The 22,197-nt window shown below is 73.6% G+C and carries 22 protein-coding genes; 9 read left to right on the forward strand and 13 right to left on the reverse strand.

Annotated features, from left to right (window positions below; all coding sequences use genetic code 11):
* Positions 1-5 precede the first annotated feature (5 nt).
* Together AC0VYN_RS22640 and AC0VYN_RS22645 are read left to right on the forward strand one after the other, a co-directional pair.
* Positions 6-497 carry an Lrp/AsnC family transcriptional regulator gene (locus AC0VYN_RS22640; protein WP_475532444.1) on the forward strand — a complete coding sequence of 164 codons (492 nt, stop codon included), beginning with the start codon at positions 6-8 and terminating at the stop codon, positions 495-497.
* A 77-nt stretch (positions 498-574) separates the two neighbouring features.
* Positions 575-2,263 (forward strand): DUF885 domain-containing protein, encoded by a 1,689-nt coding sequence (locus AC0VYN_RS22645; RefSeq protein ID WP_475532445.1) that lies wholly within the window; start codon positions 575-577, stop codon positions 2,261-2,263.
* 19 nt (positions 2,264-2,282) lie between these two features.
* On the opposite strand, the gene AC0VYN_RS22650 is transcribed toward AC0VYN_RS22645, so the two are convergent.
* From AC0VYN_RS22650 to AC0VYN_RS22670, 5 genes are all read right to left on the reverse strand, one after another.
* Positions 2,283-2,801 carry an immunity 21 family protein gene (locus AC0VYN_RS22650; RefSeq protein ID WP_386921517.1) on the reverse strand — a complete coding sequence of 173 codons (519 nt, stop codon included), beginning with the start codon at positions 2,799-2,801 and terminating at the stop codon, positions 2,283-2,285.
* A gap of 54 nt (positions 2,802-2,855) precedes the next feature.
* Entirely contained in the window at positions 2,856-5,849 is a 2,994-nt protein-coding gene (locus tag AC0VYN_RS22655; RefSeq protein ID WP_475532446.1) for an AAA family ATPase, read from the reverse strand.
* Positions 5,846-7,009 (reverse strand): exonuclease SbcCD subunit D, encoded by a 1,164-nt coding sequence (locus AC0VYN_RS22660; protein ID WP_475532447.1) that lies wholly within the window; start codon positions 7,007-7,009, stop codon positions 5,846-5,848. The genes AC0VYN_RS22655 and AC0VYN_RS22660 overlap by 4 nt, the downstream gene beginning before the upstream one ends.
* Before the next feature lie 202 nt (positions 7,010-7,211).
* Positions 7,212-7,838 carry a YigZ family protein gene (locus AC0VYN_RS22665; protein ID WP_475532448.1) on the reverse strand — a complete coding sequence of 209 codons (627 nt, stop codon included), beginning with the start codon at positions 7,836-7,838 and terminating at the stop codon, positions 7,212-7,214.
* A 52-nt stretch (positions 7,839-7,890) separates the two neighbouring features.
* The gene (locus AC0VYN_RS22670; RefSeq protein WP_475532449.1) at positions 7,891-8,607 is read right to left on the reverse strand and encodes a hypothetical protein; all 717 of its coding nucleotides are present in this window, start codon (positions 8,605-8,607) and stop codon (positions 7,891-7,893) included.
* A gap of 134 nt (positions 8,608-8,741) precedes the next feature.
* Between AC0VYN_RS22670 and AC0VYN_RS22675 the strand changes: the two genes are divergently transcribed.
* Positions 8,742-9,149, forward strand: coding sequence for a CoA-binding protein (locus tag AC0VYN_RS22675; RefSeq protein ID WP_451693281.1), 408 nt, complete (start codon positions 8,742-8,744; stop codon positions 9,147-9,149).
* Positions 9,150-9,173: 24 nt separating this feature from the next.
* Here the strand turns inward: AC0VYN_RS22675 and AC0VYN_RS22680 are convergent, their stop codons facing one another.
* The 3 genes from AC0VYN_RS22680 to AC0VYN_RS22690 form a co-directional block, all read right to left on the reverse strand.
* Positions 9,174-9,731, reverse strand: coding sequence for a YbaK/EbsC family protein (locus tag AC0VYN_RS22680; protein WP_475532450.1), 558 nt, complete (start codon positions 9,729-9,731; stop codon positions 9,174-9,176).
* Positions 9,732-9,774: 43 nt separating this feature from the next.
* Positions 9,775-10,347, reverse strand: coding sequence for a helix-turn-helix domain-containing protein (locus AC0VYN_RS22685; protein WP_451693278.1), 573 nt, complete (start codon positions 10,345-10,347; stop codon positions 9,775-9,777).
* 109 nt (positions 10,348-10,456) lie between these two features.
* A complete protein-coding gene (locus AC0VYN_RS22690) occupies positions 10,457-11,254 on the reverse strand; it encodes an acyltransferase (RefSeq protein ID WP_475532451.1) in 798 nt (265 codons plus the stop codon).
* A gap of 107 nt (positions 11,255-11,361) precedes the next feature.
* Between AC0VYN_RS22690 and AC0VYN_RS22695 the strand changes: the two genes are divergently transcribed.
* Positions 11,362-11,898, forward strand: a complete 537-nt coding sequence (locus tag AC0VYN_RS22695; protein ID WP_475532452.1) for a gamma carbonic anhydrase family protein — start codon at positions 11,362-11,364, stop codon at positions 11,896-11,898.
* A gap of 64 nt (positions 11,899-11,962) precedes the next feature.
* Here AC0VYN_RS22695 and AC0VYN_RS22700 read toward each other — a convergent pair whose 3' ends face one another.
* Positions 11,963-12,586: a DedA family protein gene (locus AC0VYN_RS22700; RefSeq protein ID WP_475532453.1), complete on the reverse strand. Its 624-nt coding sequence runs from the start codon at positions 12,584-12,586 to the stop codon at positions 11,963-11,965.
* Between the two features lie 145 nt (positions 12,587-12,731).
* A complete protein-coding gene (locus AC0VYN_RS22705; RefSeq protein WP_475536960.1) occupies positions 12,732-13,169 on the reverse strand; it encodes a DUF4442 domain-containing protein in 438 nt (145 codons plus the stop codon).
* 85 nt (positions 13,170-13,254) lie between these two features.
* On the opposite strand from AC0VYN_RS22705, the gene AC0VYN_RS22710 reads away from it, so the two are divergent.
* From AC0VYN_RS22710 to AC0VYN_RS22720, 3 genes are all read left to right on the forward strand, one after another.
* The gene (locus AC0VYN_RS22710; protein WP_475532454.1) at positions 13,255-14,208 is read left to right on the forward strand and encodes a DUF8017 domain-containing protein; all 954 of its coding nucleotides are present in this window, start codon (positions 13,255-13,257) and stop codon (positions 14,206-14,208) included.
* A gap of 99 nt (positions 14,209-14,307) precedes the next feature.
* Positions 14,308-15,339: a DUF8017 domain-containing protein gene (locus tag AC0VYN_RS22715; RefSeq protein WP_475532455.1), complete on the forward strand. Its 1,032-nt coding sequence runs from the start codon at positions 14,308-14,310 to the stop codon at positions 15,337-15,339.
* 172 nt (positions 15,340-15,511) lie between these two features.
* Positions 15,512-17,092 (forward strand): IS1182 family transposase, encoded by a 1,581-nt coding sequence (locus AC0VYN_RS22720; RefSeq protein ID WP_475536814.1) that lies wholly within the window; start codon positions 15,512-15,514, stop codon positions 17,090-17,092.
* 89 nt (positions 17,093-17,181) lie between these two features.
* Here AC0VYN_RS22720 and AC0VYN_RS22725 read toward each other — a convergent pair whose 3' ends face one another.
* The 3 genes from AC0VYN_RS22725 to AC0VYN_RS22735 form a co-directional block, all read right to left on the reverse strand.
* Complete coding sequence (locus AC0VYN_RS22725; RefSeq protein WP_475532456.1) at positions 17,182-18,027, reverse strand: spermidine synthase; 846 nt, start codon at positions 18,025-18,027, stop codon at positions 17,182-17,184.
* Positions 18,028-18,116: 89 nt separating this feature from the next.
* Positions 18,117-19,286, reverse strand: coding sequence for an elongation factor Tu (gene tuf / locus AC0VYN_RS22730; protein WP_475532457.1), 1,170 nt, complete (start codon positions 19,284-19,286; stop codon positions 18,117-18,119).
* Positions 19,287-19,566: 280 nt separating this feature from the next.
* Positions 19,567-20,289, reverse strand: coding sequence for a DNA alkylation repair protein (locus tag AC0VYN_RS22735; RefSeq protein ID WP_475532458.1), 723 nt, complete (start codon positions 20,287-20,289; stop codon positions 19,567-19,569).
* A 49-nt stretch (positions 20,290-20,338) separates the two neighbouring features.
* On the opposite strand from AC0VYN_RS22735, the gene AC0VYN_RS22740 reads away from it, so the two are divergent.
* Both AC0VYN_RS22740 and AC0VYN_RS22745 read left to right on the forward strand, forming a co-directional pair.
* Entirely contained in the window at positions 20,339-21,118 is a 780-nt protein-coding gene (locus tag AC0VYN_RS22740) for a TVP38/TMEM64 family protein (protein ID WP_475532459.1), read from the forward strand.
* 189 nt (positions 21,119-21,307) lie between these two features.
* Complete coding sequence (locus tag AC0VYN_RS22745; RefSeq protein WP_475532460.1) at positions 21,308-22,183, forward strand: undecaprenyl-diphosphate phosphatase; 876 nt, start codon at positions 21,308-21,310, stop codon at positions 22,181-22,183.
* Positions 22,184-22,197: the final 14 nt, after the last annotated feature.

Below are 22,197 nucleotides of genomic sequence, written 5' to 3' on the forward strand. Positions count from 1 at the left end.
GGCACATGGCTGATTCCGTCGTACTAGATCCGGTGGATCTCCATCTGCTGCGGCTGCTGCAGAACGACGCCCGGACCACCTACCGCGACCTCGCCGCCCAGGCCGGGGTCGCACCGTCGACCTGTCTGGACCGGGTGACCCGGCTGCGGCGGGCCGGGGTGATCCTCGGTCACCGGCTGGAGCTGGACCCGGCGAAGCTGGGTCGGGGTCTCCAGGCACTGCTGTCGGTGCAGGTGCGGCCGCACCGGCGGGAACTGGTCGGGCCGTTCGTGGAGCGGATCCGGGCACTGCCCGAGTCGCGCACCGTCTTCCACCTGACCGGCCCCGACGACTACCTCGTGCATGTCGCGGTCGCGGACATGGCGGACCTGCAGCGGCTGGTCCTGGACGGGTTCACCTCCCGCAAGGAGGTGGCCCGCGTCGAGACGCGGCTGATCTTCCAGCAGTGGGACTGCGGACCTCTGCTGCCGCCCGCCTCCCCGGGGACCACGCCCTGAGCGAAATCCGGCCGCCGACGGCACCGGCCGGGCGCAGCGGGCTGACGCGGCACCGGTATCCGTACGAGGATGTCCGCATGTCAGAGACCAAGAGCCCGCTGCCCCGCGAGGTCGCCGACGCCTACGTCGACGAGCTCATCGCCCTCGACCCGGTCACCGGTACGTACCTCGGTGTCGCCGAGAGTTCCAGCCGCCTGCCCGACTTCTCCCCGGCGGGGCAGGAGGCCCTGGCGGAGCTGGCGCGGACGACGCTCGCCCGGCTGGACGAGGCGGAGCGCCGGCCCGGCGGCGACAGCGACGTGGAGCGGCGCTGCGCCCGGCTGCTGCGGGAGCGTCTCACCGCCGAACTCGCGGTGCATGAGGCCGACGAGGGCCTGCGCTCGGTGGGCAACATGGGCACGGCCGCGCACTCGGTGCGCGAGGTCTTCACCGTGACGCCCACGGAGACCGACGAGGACTGGTCGCGGATCGCCGAGCGGCTGCGCGCGGTGCCGGCCGCGCTGGCGGGTTACCGCGAGTCCCTCACGCAGGGTCTCGAGCGCAAGCTGTACGCCGCTCCGCGCCCGACCGCGACCTTCGTCGAGCAGCTCGGCGAGTGGGCGGACACGGGCGGGGGACGCGGCTGGTTCGAGGACTTCGCCGCCGCCGGCCCCGAGGCGCTGCGCACGGAGCTGGACGAGGCCGCGCGGGCCGCGACCGCCGCCGTGACGGAGCTGCGGGACTGGATGCGCGACGTGTACGCGCCGGCGATCGAGGGCGCCCCGAACACGGTGGGCCGCGAGCGCTACGCCCGCTGGTCGCGCTACTACAACGGCACCGACCTCGACCTGGACGAGGCGTACGCGTACGGCTGGGCCGAGTACCACCGGCTGCTCGCCGAGATGAAGCGGGAGGCGGAGAAGATCCTGCCGGGCGCCGGGACGCCCTGGGTGGCGCTGGCCCACCTGGACGAGCACGGCCGGCACATCGAGGGCGTGGACGAGGTCCGCGACTGGCTCCAGGGCCTGATGGACCGGGCGATCGAGGCGCTGGACGGCACCCACTTCGAACTCGCCGAGCGGGTGCGGAGGGTGGAGTCGCGCATCGCCCCGCCCGGCAGCGCGGCGGCCCCGTACTACACGCCCCCGTCGGAGGACTTCTCGCGCCCCGGGCGGACCTGGCTGCCGACCATGGGCATGACCCGTTTCCCGGTCTACGACCTGGTCTCCACCTGGTACCACGAGGGCGTCCCGGGTCACCACCTCCAGCTCGCCCAGTGGGCGCACGTCGCCGAGAACCTCTCCCGCTACCAGGCCTCGGTCGGCATGGTCAGCGCCAACGCCGAGGGCTGGGCGCTGTACGCGGAGCGGTTGATGGACGAGCTGGGCTTCCTGACGGACGCGGAGCAGCGGCTCGGCTATCTGGACGCGCAGATGATGCGGGCCGCCCGGGTCATCGTGGACATCGGCATGCACCTGGAGCTGGAGATCCCGGCGGACTCGCCCTTCCGCCCGGGCGAGCGGTGGACGCCGGAGCTGGCGCAGGAGTTCTTCGGAGCGCACAGCAGCCGCCCGGCGGACTTCGTGGAGAGCGAGCTCACCCGGTACCTGACGATCCCGGGCCAGGCGATCGGCTACAAGCTCGGTGAGCGGGCGTGGCTGCTGGGCCGGGAGAAGGCCCGTGAGCGGCACGGCGACGCCTTCGACGCGAAGGCGTGGCACATGGCGGCGCTCTCCCAGGGCTCGCTGGGTCTGGACGACCTGGTGGACGAGCTGTCCCGGCTCTGAGAAGGGTCCGGCGCCGGGTCTACCGGTCGGTGAGCGGCCGCAGTTGCACGACGTTCAGCCATGTCTCCGGGCCGGGCCGGACGGCGGCCGCGCGTACCGCGTACCGGCCCGGTTCCAGGGCCACTCGCACGTGGTCGGCCCGGTCGCAGGCGGCGCCGGGCCAGGCCGCGTCGAAGAGGAACACCGGGCCGGGCACCCGCCAGGTCACCTCGGGCTCCCAGTCGGCCGTGTCGAGTGCGGCGGGCAGCCCGGCCAGCACCTCGTCCTCGGAGTCGGCCGCACACCAGCGGACGAAGGCCCGGTGGCCCGGCAGGTAGGCGGTGGAGGCGGGTTCGTCGCCGAGGACCAGGGCCGCCGAGTCGCCGACCGGCAGGAGGCCGACCTGGCCGTCGACCTCGCAGGCCCGGTCGTAGTCGGAGGCCGTCTCCTCGCCGTCGGCGCCGGTCCAGAACGGCAGGACCGTCTCCGGCACCGCTATGAGCGGACCGCCGCCCGACTCCACCCACTCCACCGCGCCCGGCTCCGCGTATCGCACCATGCGGCAGAACCTACACGTCCGCCGGCAGCCGCTGTCGGCCGCCCACGGGGCGGTTCAACCCAGGCCCCGCTGCCGCACCGCGGAGCCCGACCGGCCCTTGACGACCTCCAGTTGGGCGTGGACCCGGCGGCGCAGGTCGGCGACGTGGCTGACGATGCCGACGCTGCGGTCCCGCTCGCGCAGTGAGTCGAGGACGTCGAGGACCTCGTCGAGGGTCTGGTCGTCGAGGCTGCCGAACCCCTCGTCGATGAAGAGGGTGTCCAGACGGACCCCGCCGGCCTCGTCGGTGACGACGTCGGCGAGCCCCAGCGCCAGGGCGAGGGAGGCGAAGAAGGTCTCGCCGCCGGACAGGGTCGCCGTGTCCCGCTCCCGGCCGGTCCAGGCGTCGACGACGTGCAGTCCGAGGCCGCTGCGTCCGCGCCCGGTGCGGTCGTCGGAGTGGACGAGGGTGTAGCGGCCCGAGGACATCCGCTGCAGCCGTGCGGTCGCGGCGGCGGCGACCTGTTCCAGACGCGCCGCCAGCACGTACGACTCCAGGCGCATCCGGCGTTCGTTGTCCGCGGAGGTGCCCGCGGCGAGGGACGCGAGGCGGGCGACGCGCTCGTACTCGTCGCGCAGGGGGGCGAGCCGGCGCACCGAGGTGGTGGCGTGCTGCGACAGCCGGGCGAGCTCGGCGCAGCGCCGGGCGGCGGCGTCGCGCGCGGAGGAGGCGTCGCGCAGCCGTCGGCCCGCGTCGGCCGCGTCGCGTTCCGCGGCGGCGAGGTCGGCGGGCGGCTGCCGGGCGGCGTCGACGGTGTCGGCCTCGGCCAGGACCGCGCGGACGGCGGTCTCCTCGGTCTGCCAGGCGTCGAGCCGTCGCTGGAGGTCGCGGTGGGCGGCGTCGTCGAGGAGTGCGTCGGCAGCCTCTTGAGGGGTGTCGAACCCGGCCCGGAAGGCGGCGTCCGCGAGGCGTGCGTCGGCGTCCTTGAGCCGCTGGGTGGTGTCCTCGGCGACGCGCACGGCCTCGGCGGCCTCGGTGAGCAAGGCGGCCCGCCGTTCCAGCTGGGCCGACCGTTCGGCGACGCTGCCGGCCGTGCCGCGCGCCTGGGCCAGCTCCCCCTCCAGGGCGGCCTGTTCGCGTTGCAGCCGTTCCCGGTGGGCGACGCGGGAGGCGGCCCGGACGGCGGCCTCCTGCTGGGCCGCGATGCGCCGCTCCCGCTCGTGCTCCGCCCTGCGCAGCTCCTCCTGGGCGGCGTGGAGTCCGGAGGCGAGGGCCCGTGCCCGCGCGTACCGGGACTCCAGTTCCCCGGCCTCAGCGGCCAGTTGCTCCGCTGGTGTGTCGCCGGCCTCGGCCGTGGCGGCGGCGAGCGCCTCCCGTACGGAGCCGGAGTGCCGTTCGGCGGCGGCGCGCCTCTCCTCCGCCCGCTGGTGTCCGGCGAGGGCCCGCTCCTCGGCCTCCCGGTCGACGTGCCCGGCGATCCGGCGTGCGGGGTCGGGGTGTTCGGTGGCCCCGCAGACGGCGCAGGGTTCGCCGTCGGTGAGGTGCGCGGCGAGTTCGGCGGCGATGCCGTTCAGCCGCTGTTCCTTGAGGTCGAGCCAGTGGGCGCGGGCCTCGACCGCCTCCTCGGCCGAGGCCAGTGCCTGTCGGTGGGCGGCCTCCGCCGCGGCGGCGAGCCGGTCCCGTTCCCGGGCGGCGGTGAGGCGCCGGTGCGCCGGATCGCGCTGCACGGCGAGCTGTTCGGCGTGGGTCGCGGCCTCCTGGGCGGAGTCGACACGGGCCTGGAGCGTGCCCCGGCGTTCCGCCCAGTCGGCCAGCCAGGTCTCCGCCTCGCGCAGGACGTCCTCGTCGGCCCGTTCCTGCCGGTCGAGGCCCGTGCGTTCCGCGGCGAGTCCGGCGAGGCGTCCCTCCGCCCGCCGGGCCGACTCCAGCGAGCCGAGCTCCTCGGCGGCCCGGCGGGCGGCGGCGGCCAGTCCGGCGGCACCGGCGTCGACGAGGGCCTCGGGGAGCAGGGCACGCGCCCGCGTCTCCGCGTCGGCCGCCCGCCGGTGCTCGTCGTCGGCCGCGTCGCGCAGCTCCAGGGCGGGGGCGACGGTCCCGGCCTTCCGGGCCCGCTCCATGCGCTCCCGGCCGGCCCGGTGGGCGCCGGCGCGTTCCTCCAGCCGCGCGGCCCGCTCCCGTGCCTCGGTGTACCGCTGTTGCAGCCGGTGCCGTTCGCGCGCGGCGGCGAGGCCGCGCTCGGCGGCGGCCTGGGCGGACTCGGCGGCGGTGAGCCGGCAGTCGGCCACGGTGAGCAGCTCCTGGGCGGTGCTGCGGGCGACGGCGGCGGCGCTCAGCACGGCCTCGGCGAGGCCCGGATCGCCCGGTGCCAGCTCCGGCAGGACCATGGCGTCGCCGGCGGCCTGCTGCATCCGGTGGGCGTCCGCGAGCAGCGAGGCGTCCCCTTCCCGCACCTGGGCCTCGGTCGTGCGGCGCCGCTCGGCGAGGCGCTTCTCGACCTCGGCGAAGCGGCGGGTGTCGAAGAGCCGGCCGAGCAGCTTGCCGCGGGCCTCGGCGTCGGCGCGCAGGAAGCGGGCGAAGTCGCCCTGGGGCAGCAGTACGACCTGGCAGAACTGCTCGCGGCTCATGCCGAGCAGCTGGGTGACCTCCTCGCCGATCTCCTGGTGGGAGCGGCTGAGGTCCTTCCAGGCCCCGGCGGTGGCGTCGTACTCGCGCAGCCAGGTCTGGGCCTTGTCGACGGTGGTGCCGACGCCCCTCTTCTTGGGGCGTTCCCAGGGCGGCTGCCGGGTGATCTCCAGCCGCCGTCCGGCGACGGTGAGTTCGAGGCACACCTCGGTGCGGGTGCCGGCGGCGGCGTGGTCGCTGCGCAGGGTCATGCCCTGGCCGCTCTGCCGGGCGCCGGGGACGGAGCCGTACAGCGCGTAGCAGACGGCGTCGAGGACGGACGTCTTTCCGGCGCCCGTCGGTCCGTGCAGCAGGAACAGCCCGGCGGCCGACAGGTCGTCGAAGTCGACGCTCTGCGCTCCGCCGAAGGGCCCGAAGGCCGTGATGTCGAGCCGGTGCAGCCTCACCGGGCCACCTCCCGGACGGTCTCGTCCGTGCGCACGGCGTCGAAGGCGTCCCGCAGTACGGCCTGTTCGCGGCCGTCGGGGCCGACGCCGCGCACGTGGGCCACGAAGTCCTCCGCGATCTGCTGGTCGCCGCGGCCCGCGAGGCGCCGGGCGTAGGACACCGCCGGGTCGTCCGGGGCGCGGTCGGGGTCGAAGACGAGGCTGAGGGTGTGCGGGAAGCGCTCGGTGAGCCGGGCCATGGGGTCGGCCGGCCGCACCGGGTCGGTGAGGGTCGCCTCGACCCAGGCGTCCTCGTGCGGGGCCAGCCGGGGGTCGGCGAGCAGTTCCTCCAGGGTGCCCCGCAGGCGGGCCAGCGGGCGCGGCACCGGGCAGTCGACGCGTTCGGCGGTGACCGAGCCGTCGGCGTCCAGGTCGACGAGCCACATGCTCTTGCGGTGGGCGGCCTCGGAGAAGGAGTACGGCAGCGGGGAGCCCGAGTAGCGGACGCGCCCGGTGATGGTCTGGCAGCCGTGCAGGTGTCCCAGCGCCACGTAGTCCACGCCGTCGAAGACACCGCTGGGCACGGCGGCGACTCCGCCGACGGTGATGTCCCGCTCGCTGTCGCTCGGCTCACCGCCGGTGACGAAGGCGTGCGCGAGGACGACGGAGCGGGTGCCCCGCGCGCGCGTGGCGAGGTCGGCGCGGACCCGGTCCATGGCGGCGGCGAGCACGCTCTCGTGTCCGGCCTTCTCCACCGCGAACTCGGTCCTCACCAGGGCGGGTTCGAGGTAGGGAAGCCCGTAGAAGGCCACATCCCCGTGCGCGTCGGGCAGCACCACCGGGGTGCCGCATCCCGCCGGGTCGGTCCGCAGGTGGATGCCGGCGCGGTCGATGAGTCCGGCACCGACGCCGAGGCGGCGGGCCGAGTCGTGGTTGCCGGAGATCATCACCGTCGGCACCCCGAGGCGGGCGAGGCGGTGGAGGGCGTCGTCGAACAGTTCGACCGCGGCGAGCGGCGGCACCGCCCGGTCGTACACGTCCCCCGAGACGACCACGGCGTCGATGTGGTGCTCGCGGACGGTCTCGACGAGGTGGCCGATGAACGCGGACTGGGCGTCGACCATGTTCACCCGGTGGAACGCCCGGCCCAGATGCCAGTCGGAGGTGTGCAGCAGTCTCACCGGTCCGCTCCGCCCCGCACGCCCACTCCCACCGCACCCTCACAGCCGGTACCCACGACCACCTGAGCGTGGTCGGCCCGGACCACGCTAGTACGTCGGCGCACCACTCCTCCCGCGAATGGCCTCGCATCCCGCGCAGCGGCGCCCGAATTGCCCCGGAACAAGCCGTTTCCTCCGGTGTGCGGGCCGGGTGATGTCCGGCTCACGCGTCCCCGTACGCCTCTCCGCCCAGCTCGAAGCCGGCCGTTCCCGCCGTCGCGTCCGCCAGCCAGCCCCGGAAGGCGTCCACCTCGGCGTCCGGCAGGCCGATCTCGATGGTGACCGCTTCGGCGTACCGCACGTCGCGCACCTCCCGCCCGGTCGCGCGCAGCTCGTTCTGGAGCTTGCCGGCCCGCTGGTGGTCGACGGTCACCGTGGCCAGGCGGAACCGGCGGCGGGTGAGCGTGCCGAGGTCGTCCAGGGCCTCGCCCACCGCTCCGCCGTAGGCGCGGATGAGTCCGCCCGCACCGAGCTTGACGCCGCCGAAGTAGCGGGTGACGACGGCGACGACGTACCGCATGTCGCGGCGCAGCAGCATCTGGAGCATCGGAACGCCCGCGGTGCCGCCGGGCTCCCCGTCGTCACTGGCCTTCTGCACGGCGGCATCGGCGCCGATGACGTAGGCCCAGCAGTTGTGGTTGGCGTCGGCGTGCTCCCTGCGCACGGACGCGATGAACGCCTGGGCCTCCTCCTCGGTGGCCGCCGGGGCGAGGGCGCACAGGAAGCGCGAGCGGTTGATCTCGGTCTCGTGCACGCCCGCGCGGGGCACCGTGCGGTACTCGTCCTGCATCCGGCCAGCCTAATCCGTGGCCGGGAGCGTTCCGGAGCCACCCGGCGCGAGCTCAGTCCGGGGATCCCACGTCACGGGTCAGGTCGAGGCCGAGCAGACGGTCCGCGTAGGCGAAGGTCTCGAAGCGGGCTCCGTCGGGGACGGCCGGGTCGGTCTCCGCCTCACGCAGCACCCGGAGCAGCGCGGGGGTGTCCAGGTCGTCCTCCCAGGCCGCGCGGAGCCGGTCGCGCACCTCGCCGGGGACGGGTCGGGAGGGCTGCCGGGCCCAGCCGGCGACCGCACGGCGCAGGCGCGCGAGGGTGGCGCCGGCCTCGTCCAGCACGGCCTCGTCGAGCCGCACGGACGCGCTCCGGTGCCGTTCCAGCAGCGCCAGGCGCAGCGCGTAGGGGTCGGCGCCGGCCAGGGCGTCCGGCCGCGCCGGGCCGGCGGGGGCGACGGCGACCGTCGCGCCGCCGGGGTACGCCGCCCCCTCGTGCACGACGTGGAGGGCCTGGGAGGCGTCCGGCCCGTACGGGCCGTTCTCGAAGGGCCGGACACCGAGGGCGGCGGCGTCCCGCCGCAGTCCGTCCCCTTCCTCCCCGCCGTCCAGCACGGCCCACACGGGCGTGCCGCCGATCTCCAGGGCACGGACGAGGACGTCGGTGACGAGCAGCACGCGCAGGCCGGTGGTGTCCCGGCCCGTCGCGTGCGCCTCGACACGGGTGAAGCCCCGCCGGACGGGGGCGGCGGGGACCGGTTCGCCGGTCCGGGCGTCGATGATGCGCAGCACGGGCCGAGCGTAGGCGGGCCGTGCCCCCGGCGCACCGTGGGCGCGCGCCGAAGGGGGGTGCCTCGGGGAATCTCCGCCCGCCGTCCCCGGTTGTCGGTGACGACCGTCCGTTCGACAAGCCGAGGAGGCCGCCGGTGTACGGCGACGACGCAACCGTCCGCAAGATCCTCACCGAGCTGGGTGACACCTGGGCCGTGGTGGGCCTGTCGTCGAACCGGCAGCGCGCCGCGTACGGCGTCGCCGAGGTCCTCCGGCGATTCGGCAAGCGGGTGGTGCCGGTGCATCCCAAGGCGGAGACGGTGCACGGCGAGCGGGGGTACGCCTCCCTCGAGGACATTCCCTTCGACGTGGACGTGGTCGACGTGTTCGTCAACAGCGACCTCGCCGGGGCGGTGGCCGACGAGGCGGTCGCCAAGGGGGCCGCGGCGGTCTGGTTCCAGCTCGGAGTGGTGGACGAGGCCGCGTACGAGCGGACCCGGGCGGCGGGCACCGAGATGGTGATGGACCGCTGCCCGGCGATCGAGATCCCGCGGCTCGGCTAGTCGAGGGCTCCCGGCCGGCGGGCGTCAGGCGATGCCCAGCCCCTCCAGCACCACGGCTCCGGGCAGCTCCGCGAGCGCCTTGCCGGGGACGAGCAGTTTCCCGCGCCGGCGTCCGCTGCCGACGAGGACGTAGGGCAGGTCGACGACGGCCGGGTCCACCAGGACCGGCCAGTCGGCGGGCAGGCCGAGCGGAGTGATCCCGCCGTACTCCATGCCGCTCTCGCCCGTGGCCGTGTCCATCGGGGCGAACGACGCCTTGCGGGCTCCGAGATGACGGCGCACGGCCCCGTTGACGTCGACCCGGGTCGTGGAGAGCACCACGCACGCGGCGAGCGTGCTCTCGCCGCCCCGCTTGCCGGAGACCACCACGCAGTTCGCGGACCGCTCCAGCAGCTCGCGGCCGTAGTGCTCGACGAAGGCGGCGGTGTCGGCCCATTCCGGATCGGTGTCGACGTAGACGATCTGCTCGGCGGGGACGCTGCCGCGCCAGTGGCGCACGGCGTCGGCGACCGGGGCGGTCAGCTCGTCGAGGCGGTCCGGAGCGGGAGCGGCGCTGTCGAAGTGTCCGATGGGTGCGTGCATGGCCGCACGCTAACAAGGTTGTCCCGTCCCGCGGCCGGCCGTCTCAGCGGACGGGCGGCACCGAGACCGCCATGATCATCTCCATCGGCTCTCCGCCCTCGTTGGCGTACGTGTGGGGCGCGGCGGCCTCGAAGGAGGCGCTCGCGCCCCGGGGCACGCGGTGGGCCACGCCGTCGACGGTGAGCGTGAGTTCCCCGGACGTGACGTGCACCAGCTCGACCGTGCCGGCGGGGTGCGGGTCGGAGGGGCTGCTCTCGCCCGGCATCAGCCGCCAGTCCCACATCTCGAGGGGGCCGGGGGCCTCGGTGCCGGCGAGGAGCCGGTTGTAGCTGCCGGCGTCGGTGTGCCAGAGCCGCACGGCCTGCTCGGCGGGGACGACGCGGACCGCCGGGCCCTGTTCGTAGTCGAGCAGGGTGGTGATGCTGACGCCGAGCGCGTCGCCGATCTTGACGACCGTGCCGAGGCTGGGGTTGGTCCGCGCCTGTTCGATCTGGATGAGCATGCCGCGGCTGACGCCGGCCCGCGCGGCCAGCGCGTCCAGCGTGAAACCGCGTTCGGTGCGCCAGCGTTTGACGTTCCGCGCCAGGGACTGGGTCAGCAGGTCGAGGTCCGACACATTCCGTCCATCATCTTGATTTATGCGGTTCAGTGCAGTGAACTGCGGCGCATTGCACCCGATCGTTCACTTCACTGTACTTCCAGGCGACGCGGGGCCGCGCCCGCGTTCAGCCCTCGGCGGCTGGCTCCGCCAGCTTGCCCGCGGGCGCCTCGTCCAGCTCGGCCAGCCGGGCCACGGCCTCCTCGTCCAGCCGGGCCAGGGCCCGCAGCTGCTCCGGCGTGACGCCCTCGGGCACCGGCACGGGGGCCGGGGTCCGCATCGGCGGCTGCCAGCCCTCCGCGGGCGTCCAGCGCCGTACGACCCGGGCGGGCGCGCCCGCCACCACGGCGTGGTCGGGAACAGTGCCCCGGACCACGGCGCCGGCGGCGACCACCACGTTCCGTCCGATCCGCGCACCGGGCAGGATCACCGCGCCGGTGCCGACCCAGCAGCCGGAACCGATCTCCACCGTCTCCATCCGGGGCCACTGCTTGCCGATGGGCTGGTGCGGGTCGTCGTAGGAGTGGTTGGTGGAGGTGACGTAGACGTACGGGCCGAAGTAGCAGTCGCTGCCGATGGTGACGGTGGTGTCCGCGATGACGTGGCTGCCGCGGCCGAGGACCACTCCGTCGCCGATGCGCAGGATCGGCTCGGGGCCCAGGTCGAGGTCGGGCATCAGGCCGGCGGTCAGCGTGACCTGCTCACCGATGATGCAGTGGGCGCCGACGTGGATCCAGGGCTCGCCGAAGACCGTGCCGAGCGGGAAGGCGAGCCGGGTGCCCGGGCCCAGGGCACCGAAGCGGAAGCGCCCGGGGTGCGCGGCGGTGACGGAGCCGGTGCGCTGCACCCAGGCCCAGCCCGCGTGGACGGCGCGCTGCGCGAGCCGGCTGGACCAGGACGAGAACGTGTTCTTGCGCTTCGGCACCCGCTCACGGTACTCAGCACGCGGCGCGGGGAAGCCGCCGGAGGCCTGTGATCTTCACCCCACCGGGTGGCGTACGGTGCACTGCAGCACCCGACCAGGAGGCGAAGATGACGCAGAAGGCGCTGATCACAGGCATCGGCGGCAAGGACCCGAAGGTGGACGCGGAGGCCTTCGTGGCGCCGACGTCCTCGGTCGTCGGCGAGGTGACGCTGCACGCGGGGGCGAGCGTCTGGTACGGCGCGGTGCTGCGCGGCGACGTCGAGCGGATCACCGTCGGAGCCGACAGCAACGTCCAGGACAACTGCACGCTCCACGCCGATCCCGGCTTCCCCGTCACGGTCGGCGAGCGCGTCTCCATCGGGCACAACGCGGTCGTCCACGGGGCGACGGTCGAGGACGACTGCCTGATCGGCATGGGCGCCACCGTCCTCAACGGCGCGGTGATCGGCGCCGGTTCGCTGGTGGCCGCGCAGGCGCTCGTCCCGCAGGGCATGCGGGTGCCGCCGGGTTCCCTGGTCGCCGGGGTGCCGGCGAAGGTGAAGCGCGAGCTGACGGAGGAGGAGCGGCAGGGCGTCACGCTGAACGGGACGATGTACGCCGCACTGGCCTCGCGGCACCGTGAGGCGCTGGCCGGACCCCGGTAGGCCGAACCCCGGTAGGAGGCCGTCCGCGCGGGCGCAGCGCCCCGTACCCCTCCGGGGCGCGCCGCTACTCGGCGGCGGGGACGGCCTGGGCCTTCTTCGCCTTGCGCTTGAGCACCAGCATCGAGGTCACGCCGATCAGGACAGCGATCACCAGGCCCAGCCACGAGAAGCGCTTGAGCCAGGACTCGGCGACGACACCGACGTAGTAGATGACGGCGGTGGTGCCGCCCGCCCAGACGATGCCGCCCAGGACGTTGGCGATCAGGAACTTCCAGTAGGGCATCCGCAGCACGCCGGCGAGCGGGCCGGCGAAGATGCGCAGCAGGGCGACGAAGCGGCCGAAGAACACGGCCCACATGCCCCACTTCTGGAAGGACCGCTCGGCGGTGGCGATGTGCCCCTCGCCGAAGTGCTTCGGGAACTTCTTGCCCAGCCAGGCCAGCAGGGGCCGGCCGCCCCTGCGGCCGATGGCGTAGCCGATGGAGTCGCCGATCACCGCGCCCGCGCTGGCGCAGGCACCGAGGATCACCGGGTCGACGCCGCCGTGCTGGGAGGAGAGCAGGGCCGCCGAGACGAGGATGATCTCGCCGGGCAACGGAATGCCGAGGCTCTCCAGACCGATGACCAGTCCGACGACCGCGTAGACCGCCGCCGCGGGCACCGTGTCGAGCCACTCCTGGACGTGCAACGCCACATCCTCCCGATTCGCGTCTGCCGTGCGCGGGTGTGTGTGCGCCCGCCGCTTCCCGGGTGCGCCTCGCCCGAGGCGCACCCGGGAAGCCTACCGGTCCGCGCGGCGGTGCCCGGTCCGGGCCTTCACCGCCGGCCCGCGGCTAGCCGTTGGGCCGCAGGGTCCACACCACGGTCACCTCTCCGGTCACCGCCCCGTCCGCACGCCGGATCGCGACGGTCACCGGGAACTCGGGGCGCTTGCCCTCGTCCAGCTCCGCGACGACCTCGGCGATCGGGCGGCCGAGGGTCGCGGTGGCGGTCACCGGGCCCAGGGCGATCTTCTTGAACGCGATCTCGGCGGTGACCGGCAGCGGCACGGCGCGGGAGAGCTGGTCGCCGAAGGCGGCCAGGACGATCGCCCCGCTGGCGGACTCGGCCAGCGTGAACATGGCTCCAGCGTGCGGCCCGCCGACGTGGTTGCGGTACTCACTCCGGTCCGGCAGGGCCAGGACCGCTTTCTCGGGGGTGGTCTCCAGGTACTCGAGGTTCAGGGTCCGGACCATCGGCACCGTGGCGGCGAGCAACTCGCCGATCGACATCTGATCTGCGCTCATGGCAACAGGTTACCCACGAGTAGCATCCGTGGGCCAGACGCTTCCGGTGATCGCCGTATGCTTGCCGCCCATGTGGCCAGGAGAGCAGTCGCCCACCGGGAGCCCGCACTCCGGGCAGCCGAACCCGTACCAGCAGCCGGGCCACCGGCAGCACGCCCCCCATGCCGGTCATCAGCCGCCCGCGCCGTGGAACGCCCCCACGGTCACGGCGGGCCCGCCGCCCGGCGGCGGGCCGGGCGGACGCCGCACGAAGACGGTGGCGGTCGTCGCCGCCGCGGCCGTCGTGGTGGCCGCCGCCGTGACCGGGGCCGTCCTCCTGGGCGGCGGCGAGGACGACGGGGCGCGGCCGGATCCGGCCGACTCGTCCGCCTCCGTCTCCGCTTCACCGCCCTCCGGCGACGCGCGGAACGCGGAGGGCGGCCCCCCGCCGACCGTCTCCGGCTGGAACGCCGTGGTCAACCCGGACCTCGGTGTCGCCTTCGACGTACCGGCCTCCTGGCAGCGGAAGTCGCCCGACTGGGTCAGCTTCGTCACGGACGACCGGGACCCCGACGACAAGCCGCTGATCGGCATGAAGGCCCCGGCCGTTCTCCAGGAGCGGTGGTGCACCTCGGACGACGACCGGGACGGCTCGGCCGACCACACCCCCCTGGCCTCCGCCGGGACCCGGGGGAACAACGGCGCACGGAACACCGAGGAGATCGCCCGGTCCGACTCGGCGGAGTGGGTCTACGGGGCGTTCGCCCAGCCCGACCGGAAGAAGATCACGACGGAGCCGGTGGTCCCCTTCACCACCGCCTCCGGCATCACGGGCAGCCTGGCCACCTCCCGGTCGGCCGGGGTGGTGAAGAAGGGAAAGTGCGACGTGGACGGCAAGGCCACGACGTTCGCCTTCAAGTCCGCCGACGGCGACCTCGTGTCCTGGTCGTTCGTCGGCCCCGCGGGGGTCGGGGACGAGGTGCCGGACGCCGTGGTCCGCCGGATCGCGGGCACCGTACGGGAGTTCACGCCCTCGGACTCCTGAGGGACCGCGGCCCGGCGTCCGTGCCGCACCCGCTTCGGTACGTCCCTGACAAGGGGCAGTGACCGAATCGTGTCCTGCACCGCACTAGGGTGACTGCACATGTGGCCAGGACAGCAGCCGCCCGGGGGCGAGCAGAATCCGCAGAACAACCCGTACCAGCAGCCGGGGTACCAGCAGCCGAATCCGTACCAGCAGCCCGGCTACCAGCAGCCCGGCCCGTACGGGCAGCAGCCGCAGTGGGGCGCCGGCCAGCCCCCCGGCGCTCCCCAGCCCGCGACCGTCGTCAGCGGGGGCGGCGGCGGTGGCGGCGGCAACCGGACGAAGGTCGTCGCGATCGTCGCGGCGCTCGCCGTGGTGGTGGCCGCCGGCGTGACCGGGTTCCTGGTGCTGGGCGGCGACAAGGACGACACGGCGGACGACGGCAAGGACAAGAAGCCGTCCGCGAGCGCGTCCGCGTCCAAGTCCGGAACCCCGACGGCCGATCCGAGCGCCTCCGGCGACGAGGATCAGCGCGGCGGCGGCGAGCTGAAGCCGACCGTCGAGGGCTGGAAGGTCGTCGCCAACCCGCGCTTCGGCACCATGTTCGACGTGCCCGCCGACTGGGAGATCGACAGCACCGACACGAGCGTCGGCTTCGAGTGGGAGGAGGACGGGAAGACGGACCGCACCACCGTCACGGCTCCCGCCTACCTCAAGTCCGAGTGGTGCACCGAGGACTCCAACAAGGACGGACGCAAGGAGAGCACCGCTCTCGCCACCGCCGGCACCCGCGGTGAGGACGGTGCCAAGGACACCGCCATGGCGGCCGAGACCCGGGTGCCGTGGTGGATCTACGGCGGCTACACCGAGCCGGACCGCAAGAGCGTCAAGTACGACAAACCGAAGGACTACACCACGGCCTCCGGCATCAAGGGCAGCGTCGCCACCGCCCACTCGGAGGGCACTCCGCAGAAGGGCAAGTGCGACAGCGAGGGCAAGGCGATCAGCTTCGGGTTCAAGAACGGCGCGGGCAACTTCGTCACCTGGAACCTCTACGGCGCCAAGGGCGTCAAGGACGAGATCCCGGAGGCGACGATCCAGAAGATCCTCAGCACCGTCCGCCTGACCGACGCCCCGCCGACGGAGAGCTAGGGGTGTCGTTTGGATCTTGCCGGGGTCGCGGGGTCCGGCACGCGCATCTGCGGCGTTGTCGTCGGTTGCCTGGAATCGGCCTGATCCAAACGACACCCCCTAGAAGGCTCATGAAGATCTTGGGGTTCTGGCCCCGCCGCGTGAGCGGCGGGGCCAGACTCGTTTCGTGGTGATGGGGGAATGGGCCGGGGAGACGGTCGGGCCGGATGTGTGGGAGACCTGCCGGGAGTTGATCCCGGCCGGGAGTGTGTTCGCGTTCCTGGCCGAGCACCGTGGTGCGCTGTTCCCGGCGGAGATGTTCGCGGACATGTACCCCTCGGCGAACGGGCGGCCGAGTATGCCGCCGCAGATCCTCGCCTCGGCGATCACACTGCAGGCCCTGCACGGGCTGTCGGACTTCGAGACGGTCCAGGAGCTGCGGTGTGACCTGCGGTGGAAGGCCGCTTGCGGGCTCGGTCTGCATGACATGGCGTTCGACCCCTCGCTGCTGGCCTACTTCCGGCGCCGCCTTTCCCGCTCCGCCCGGCCCGACCGCGTCTTCGAGGCGGTGCGGGAGGTGGTCAAGGCCACCGGGGTCCTCAAGGGCAAGCACCGGCGGGCTCTGGACTCCACCGTGCTGGACGACGCGGTCGCCACCCAGGACACCGTCACCCAGCTGATCGCCGCCGTCCGCGCGGTGATCCGCGAAGTCCCCGGCGCCGACCGGGTCGCGGCCGTGCAGTGCACCGCCCATGACTACACCGATCCCGGCAAACCCCGCATCGCCTGGAATGACGAACAGGCCCGCGCCGCTCTCGTCGACGCCCTCGTCGGCGACGCGCTCAGGCTGCTGGGCCACCTTCCCGAGCAGGAACTGGGCGAGAGGGCCGCGAACGCGGTCGGCCTGCTGGCCCTGGTCGCCGGGCAGGACGTGGAGCCGGCCGAGGACTCCGACGGCCGCGACGGCCGCTGGCGCATCACCCGCGGCACCGCCTACGACCGGACCGTCTCCACCGTCGATCCTCAGTCCCGGCACGTCCACAAGAGCCGCACCCGCCGGCAGGACGGATACAAAGCCCACCTCGCGATCGAGCCGGAGACGGGGTTATACACCGCCGTCGCCCTCACACCCGGGGCCGGGCCCGAGCACCACGAGGCCAAGGTGGGCCTGGACCTGCTCGCCGACGAGGACACTGCCCTCGATCTCTTCGGCGACACCGCCTACTCCACCAGCGACGTCCGCCACACCCTTCAGCAGCAAGGTCACCGGCTGTTCCTCAAACCGGCCCCGCTGCGGCCGGCCGTCCCCGGCGGCTTCACCCCCGACGACTTCGCTATCGACACCACCGCCGCCACCGTGACCTGCCCGGCCGGACACACCGTTCCCCTCTCCGAGTCCGGAGGACAGCACCAGCAGCGCAAGGCCGCTTTCAAGGACCTGTGCTCCGGATGTCCCCTGCGCGAGCGGTGCACCAAGGCCAAGGCCGGACGCATCCTGACCATCCGCCCGCACCACGACCTCCAGGCAGCCGCCCGCGACCAGGCCGCCACCGACCCCGACTGGCAAGCCCACTACAGGCGCTGGAGACCCCCGGTCGAACGCGCCGTCGCCTGGCTCGTCCAGCACGGTAACCGCCGCCTGCGCTATCGCGGCACCATCGCCAACAACACCTGGCTACACACCCGAGCAGCAGCCCTCAACCTCCGCCGACTGATCAACCTCGGACTCACCCGAACAGGCAGCACCTGGACGATCAACCCAGCAACCGCATAGACCAAGGGGCCGCCCGGCCTACGGCCGGACAGCCCCTCACCAAGATCTTCATGAGTCTTCTAGGGCGCCCGACGCCTCCCGCCCGCCGGTCAGCCGATGCCGAACGCTCCGGCGGGAGGCTCGGGCGACGGCAGGGCGTCCTCGTCCCGCACCGGCCGCGCGTCGCCGATGAAGTCCCGCAGGGCGGGACCGTGTTCGACGCGGGCCGGGAAGGCGTCGGCGGCGGTGCGCCGGGCCAGCGCCGCCGTGTCGAGGGGCCGGTGGGCGGCGAGGAGGACGGCGTTGCCGAAGCGGCGCCCGCGCAGCACTCCCGGTTCGGCGACGAGCGCCAGCTCCCCGAAGAGCGTGGCGAAGGCCGCGAGTTGCGAGCGCAGGAACGCGAAGGGCACGGCGTCGGCGAGGTTCGCCAGGTAGACGCCGTCGCCGCGCAGGACCCGCTCCGCCTCGCGGGCCCAGGTGAGGGACGTCAGGTGCGCGGGCACCCGTGAGCCGCCGAAGACGTCGGCGACCAGGACGTCGAACGAGTCCGCGGGCGCCGCCTCGAGCCAGGCACGGGCGTCCGCGCCGTGCGCGGTGATGCCGGCGTCCTCCGGCAGCGGCAGGTGCTCGGCGACCAGGTCCAGCAGACCGAGGTCGGCCTCCACGACGTCCTGCCTCGAGCCGGGCCGGGTCGCGGCCACGTACCGGGGCAGGGTGAACGCGCCCCCGCCCAGGTGCAGCACGTCCAGCGGACGGCCCGGCTCCGCCACGGTGTCCAGGGCGTGCCCGAGCCGACGCGCGTACTCGAACTCCAGGTGCGCGGGCTCGTCCAGGTCGACGTACGACTGCGGCGCCCCGTCGACGGTGAGCAGCCAGGCCCGCCGCCGGTCGACGTCGGGCATGAGCTTGACGGTGCCGTGGTCGGTGATCCGGGTGACGGGTATGGCTTCGTTCACCTGCCCATTGTGCCGGGCAACGGCGCCCGCGAGGGGCGCGGGACCGCTTCGCCGTCGCGGTCCCGCGCCCCTCGCGCGGCCGGGCACGCTCATCCCACGGCTGTCACGGTCCCCGCGCCCACGGTCCGCCCGCCCTCGCGGACGGCGAAACCGAGCCCCGGCTCCAGCGGCACCTCGCGTCCGAGTTCGACGGTCATCGTGACCGTGTCACCGGGGCGTGCGACGGCGGTCTCCCCCAGGTCCACGTCACCCACGACGTCCGCGGTCCGGATGTGGAACTGCGGCCGGTACCCGGTGGTGAGCGGTGTCGAGCGCCCGCCCTCGCGCGCCGACAGCACGTACACCCGCGCCGAGAAGCGCCGGGCGGGCACGACGCTGCCGGGCGCGGCGACCACGTGGCCGCGGCGCACCGTGTCCCGCGCGACTCCGCGCAGCAGCAGCGCCACGCTGTCCCCGGCCTGTGCCTCCGCCATCGGCCTGCCGAAGGTCTCCAGGCCGGTGACGACCGTGTCGGCCGACGCCCCGAGCACCTGGACCCGGTCGCCGACGCGGACGGTCCCGCGCTCGACCGCGCCGGTGACGACCGTGCCGCGGCCCGTGATGGTGAGCACGTTCTCCACGGACAGCAGGAACGGAGCGTCCAGGTACCGCTCGGGCACGGGCACGTAGGTGTCCACCGCGTCGAGCAGCGCCTCGACGGACGCCGTCCAGCGCGGGTCGCCCTCCAGGGCCCGCAGCCCCGAGACCCGTACGACGGGCACGGCGTCGCCGCCGTACCCGTGCGCGGTGAGCAGTTCGCGGACCTCGAGCTCGACGAGGTCGGTCAGCTCGTCGTCGCCCGCGTCGGCCTTGTTGAGCGCGACCACGATGTGGTCGACGCCCACCTGGCGGGCGAGGAGGACGTGTTCGGCGGTCTGCGGCATGATCCCGTCCGGCGCGGAGACGACGAGGATCGCCCCGTCGAGCTGGGCGGCGCCGGTGACCATGTTCTTGACGTAGTCGGCGTGCCCCGGCATGTCGACGTGCGCGTAGTGCCGGGTGTCCGTCTCGTACTCGACGTGCGCGATGTCGATGGTGATGCCGCGGGCCGCCTCCTCCGGGGTGCGGTCGATGCGGTCCAACGGCACGAACGTGCCGGCGCCGCGCCGCGCGAGGACCTTGGTGATGGCGGCGGTCAGGGTGGTCTTGCCGTGTTCGACGTGGCCCATCGTGCCGATGTTCAGATGCGGTTTGGTGCGGACGTACGCCGTCTTGGGCATGGCGGTACCTCGAAGCCTCGTGGCGGTGGTGGGGACCCCGGCGGCCCGGCCGACCCTCCCCCTGCGGGGTCCGCCGGACGATCCGGGGAGGGTCAGCTTCGGGCGCCGTCGGCGGCGGGGAAGAAGAAGGGGACGGCAGCCTTCAGGGCAACCGCGACCGCGGATGCTGCGAGAGGGAAGGCGTACCGGAACATGACGCCGATCATCGCCGACGCTTTGTCCCACGTCGAATGCTTTTCAGTGGCACGGGAGTTCGAGTGACGTGCGTCCCGTCCCGGCACTACGGACCGATGTTCCGCAACGCCTCCCGCACCGACAGTGGGGCGAGGGCCTGCCCGTTCGCGGTCACGAAGGCACGTACGGCGTCGGGGTCGGTCTTCGCGTACTCGCGCAGGCACCAGCCGACGGCCTTGCGGACGAAGAAGTCGGGGTGGTCCGACCGGCGCAGGCAGTAGCCGAAGAGGCGGTCGGTGTCGGTGCGTTCCTTGTAGCGCAGTTGGTGTAGCAGGGCGGTGCGGACCAGCCAGAGGTCCTCGTCGGCGATCCAGGCGTCCATGCGGGCCGTGAGACGGCGGTCGGCCGCGACCAGCCCTCCGACGACGTGCGCGGCGAGCAGGTCGACGGTGTCCCACCAGGGAACGGTGGTGAGCAGATGCCGGACCACGGGCAGCAGATCCGAGGAGCAATGCGTCACATGACGGCGCAGGAGGTCGACGGCGAAGTAGTGGTACTCGCGCTCGGGCAGCCGCCAGCAGCGCAACGCGATGGCGGCGCAGTCCGGCTCGCCGGGGCGGGGCAGCCCGTCGAGGACCGTACGGGACAGGGCACGGCGAACAGGCGAGGTCAGGCCCAGGAAAGGGGCGACGTCCCTCATGTACGCGCGCATCGCCTCGGCCCGTGCGGGGTCGGCGGCGGCGGGGTACACGGCGGTGAGCCGCTCCATCACGGTGTCGGCCGGCGGGCTGTGCGGCACGTCCGGAATTCCCGTGTCTGTGACGCTCATGAGACGCACCCTACGGTGATCACACACATATGTCGGTTAGTGTCACCGGATGCTCGATGCCACCACCCGCTCTGGGGGCACCATCACGGCCTCTCCCCGGGCCGCCGCGACGAAGCTCGCCGTCGCCGCGGCCGCCGGGCCCGTCGCACCGACCCGTTTCACCGCCCGCGTGACGAGAGCCCTGCTCTCCCCGTGGTCCCGCTTCTCCCTGCTCGTCGCCCTTCTCGCGTCGGCCGGGACGGCGGTGGTGCTGTTCCAGCCGCAGCAGTTGCTGACGAACGGCTGGCCGCCACAGCTCGGCGGCGCCGCGGCGGCGCTGGCCTACGCCGTGGCGTACGGACTGTGCACCGTCGCCTTCGTACCGCGACCGCTGCTGAATCTGGCGGCGGGCGCCCTGTTCGGTTCGCAGCTGGGCCTCGCCGCCGCCCTGGCGGGAACGGTGCTGGGTGCCGGGGTGGCCTTCTGCCTGGGCCGGGTGCTGGGCCAGGAGGCGCTGCGTCCGCTGCTGCGCGGCAAGTGGCTGAAGGCGGCGGACGGGCAGCTCAGCCGGCACGGCTTCCGTTCGATGCTGGCGGCGCGGCTGTTCCCGGGGGTGCCGTTCGCCGCCGCCAACTACTGCGCGGCCGTCTCCCGCATGGGCCTGCTGCCGTTCCTGCTGGCGACGGCGCTCGGCTCGATCCCGAACACCGCCGCCTACGTCGTCGCCGGCGCCCGCGCCTCGACACCGACGTCACCGGCCTTCCTGATCGCCCTGGCCTGCATCGCCCTGCCGGGGCTGGCGGGCGCGGTGGTGGCCTGGCGCAAGCGCCACCAGTTGCGCGGGCGCTGACGGCCTCCCGCCGCCGGGGTGCCGGGGCGCAACGGGGCCTGCCTGGTCCCGGGCCCCGTCACCCCTGTCGCCGGGCCTTCATTTCGGGGCGCTACGCTGCCCCTCGACACGCCTGATCCTGCTCACCGCGGACGGTGGCTCGGTGTGTCCATGACCGTTCCTCGATCGGCACTTGGACTCCGTAACTTCATGTCTTGGTTTGAATCCCTCATCCTCGGACTCGTCCAGGGGCTGACCGAGTTCCTCCCCGTGTCCTCCAGCGCACACCTGCGGCTGACCGCGGCCTTCTCCGGCTGGCACGACCCGGGCGCGGCCTTCACCGCGATCACCCAGATCGGCACGGAGGCAGCCGTCCTCATCTACTTCCGCAAGGACATCGGGCGGATCCTCGCGGCGTGGACCCGCTCGCTCACCAGCAAGGAGATGCGCCGCGACCCCGACGCCCGCATGGGCTGGCTGGTGATCATCGGCTCGGTCCCGATCGGCGTGCTCGGCCTGACGCTGAAGGACCAGATCGAGGGCCCCTTCCGCGACCTGCGCATCACCGCGACCATGCTGATCGTCGTCGGCGTGATCATAGGCATCGCGGACCGGCTGGCCGCGCGCGACGAGAAGGGCGGCCGGCACCGCGCGCCGAGGCGGCGCAAGGAACTGGACGACCTGGGCGTCCGGGACGGCCTGATCTACGGGCTGTGCCAGGCCATGGCGCTGGTCCCCGGTGTCTCCCGCTCCGGCGCGACCATCAGCGGCGGCCTCTTCATGGGGTACCGGCGCGAGGCCGCGGCCCGGTACTCGTTCCTGCTCGCGATCCCCGCCGTGCTCGCCTCCGGCCTGTTCGAGCTCAAGGACGCGATGGAGAGCGACCACGTCTCCTGGGGCCCGACGCTGTTCGCGACGGTGATCGCCTTCGGCAGCGGCTACGTGGTCATCGCCTGGTTCATGAAGTTCATCTCGACCAAGAGCTTCATGCCGTTCGTCTGGTATCGCATCGCGCTGGGCGTCCTCATCATCGCCCTGGTCGCCGCCGGCGTGCTCAGCCCGCACGCCGCGGAGTCCTCCGGCTGACAGGCATATGCCTG

This window comes from Streptomyces sp. 63XJN7_1_ISO-PGPR-S23-121, assembly GCF_056173025.1.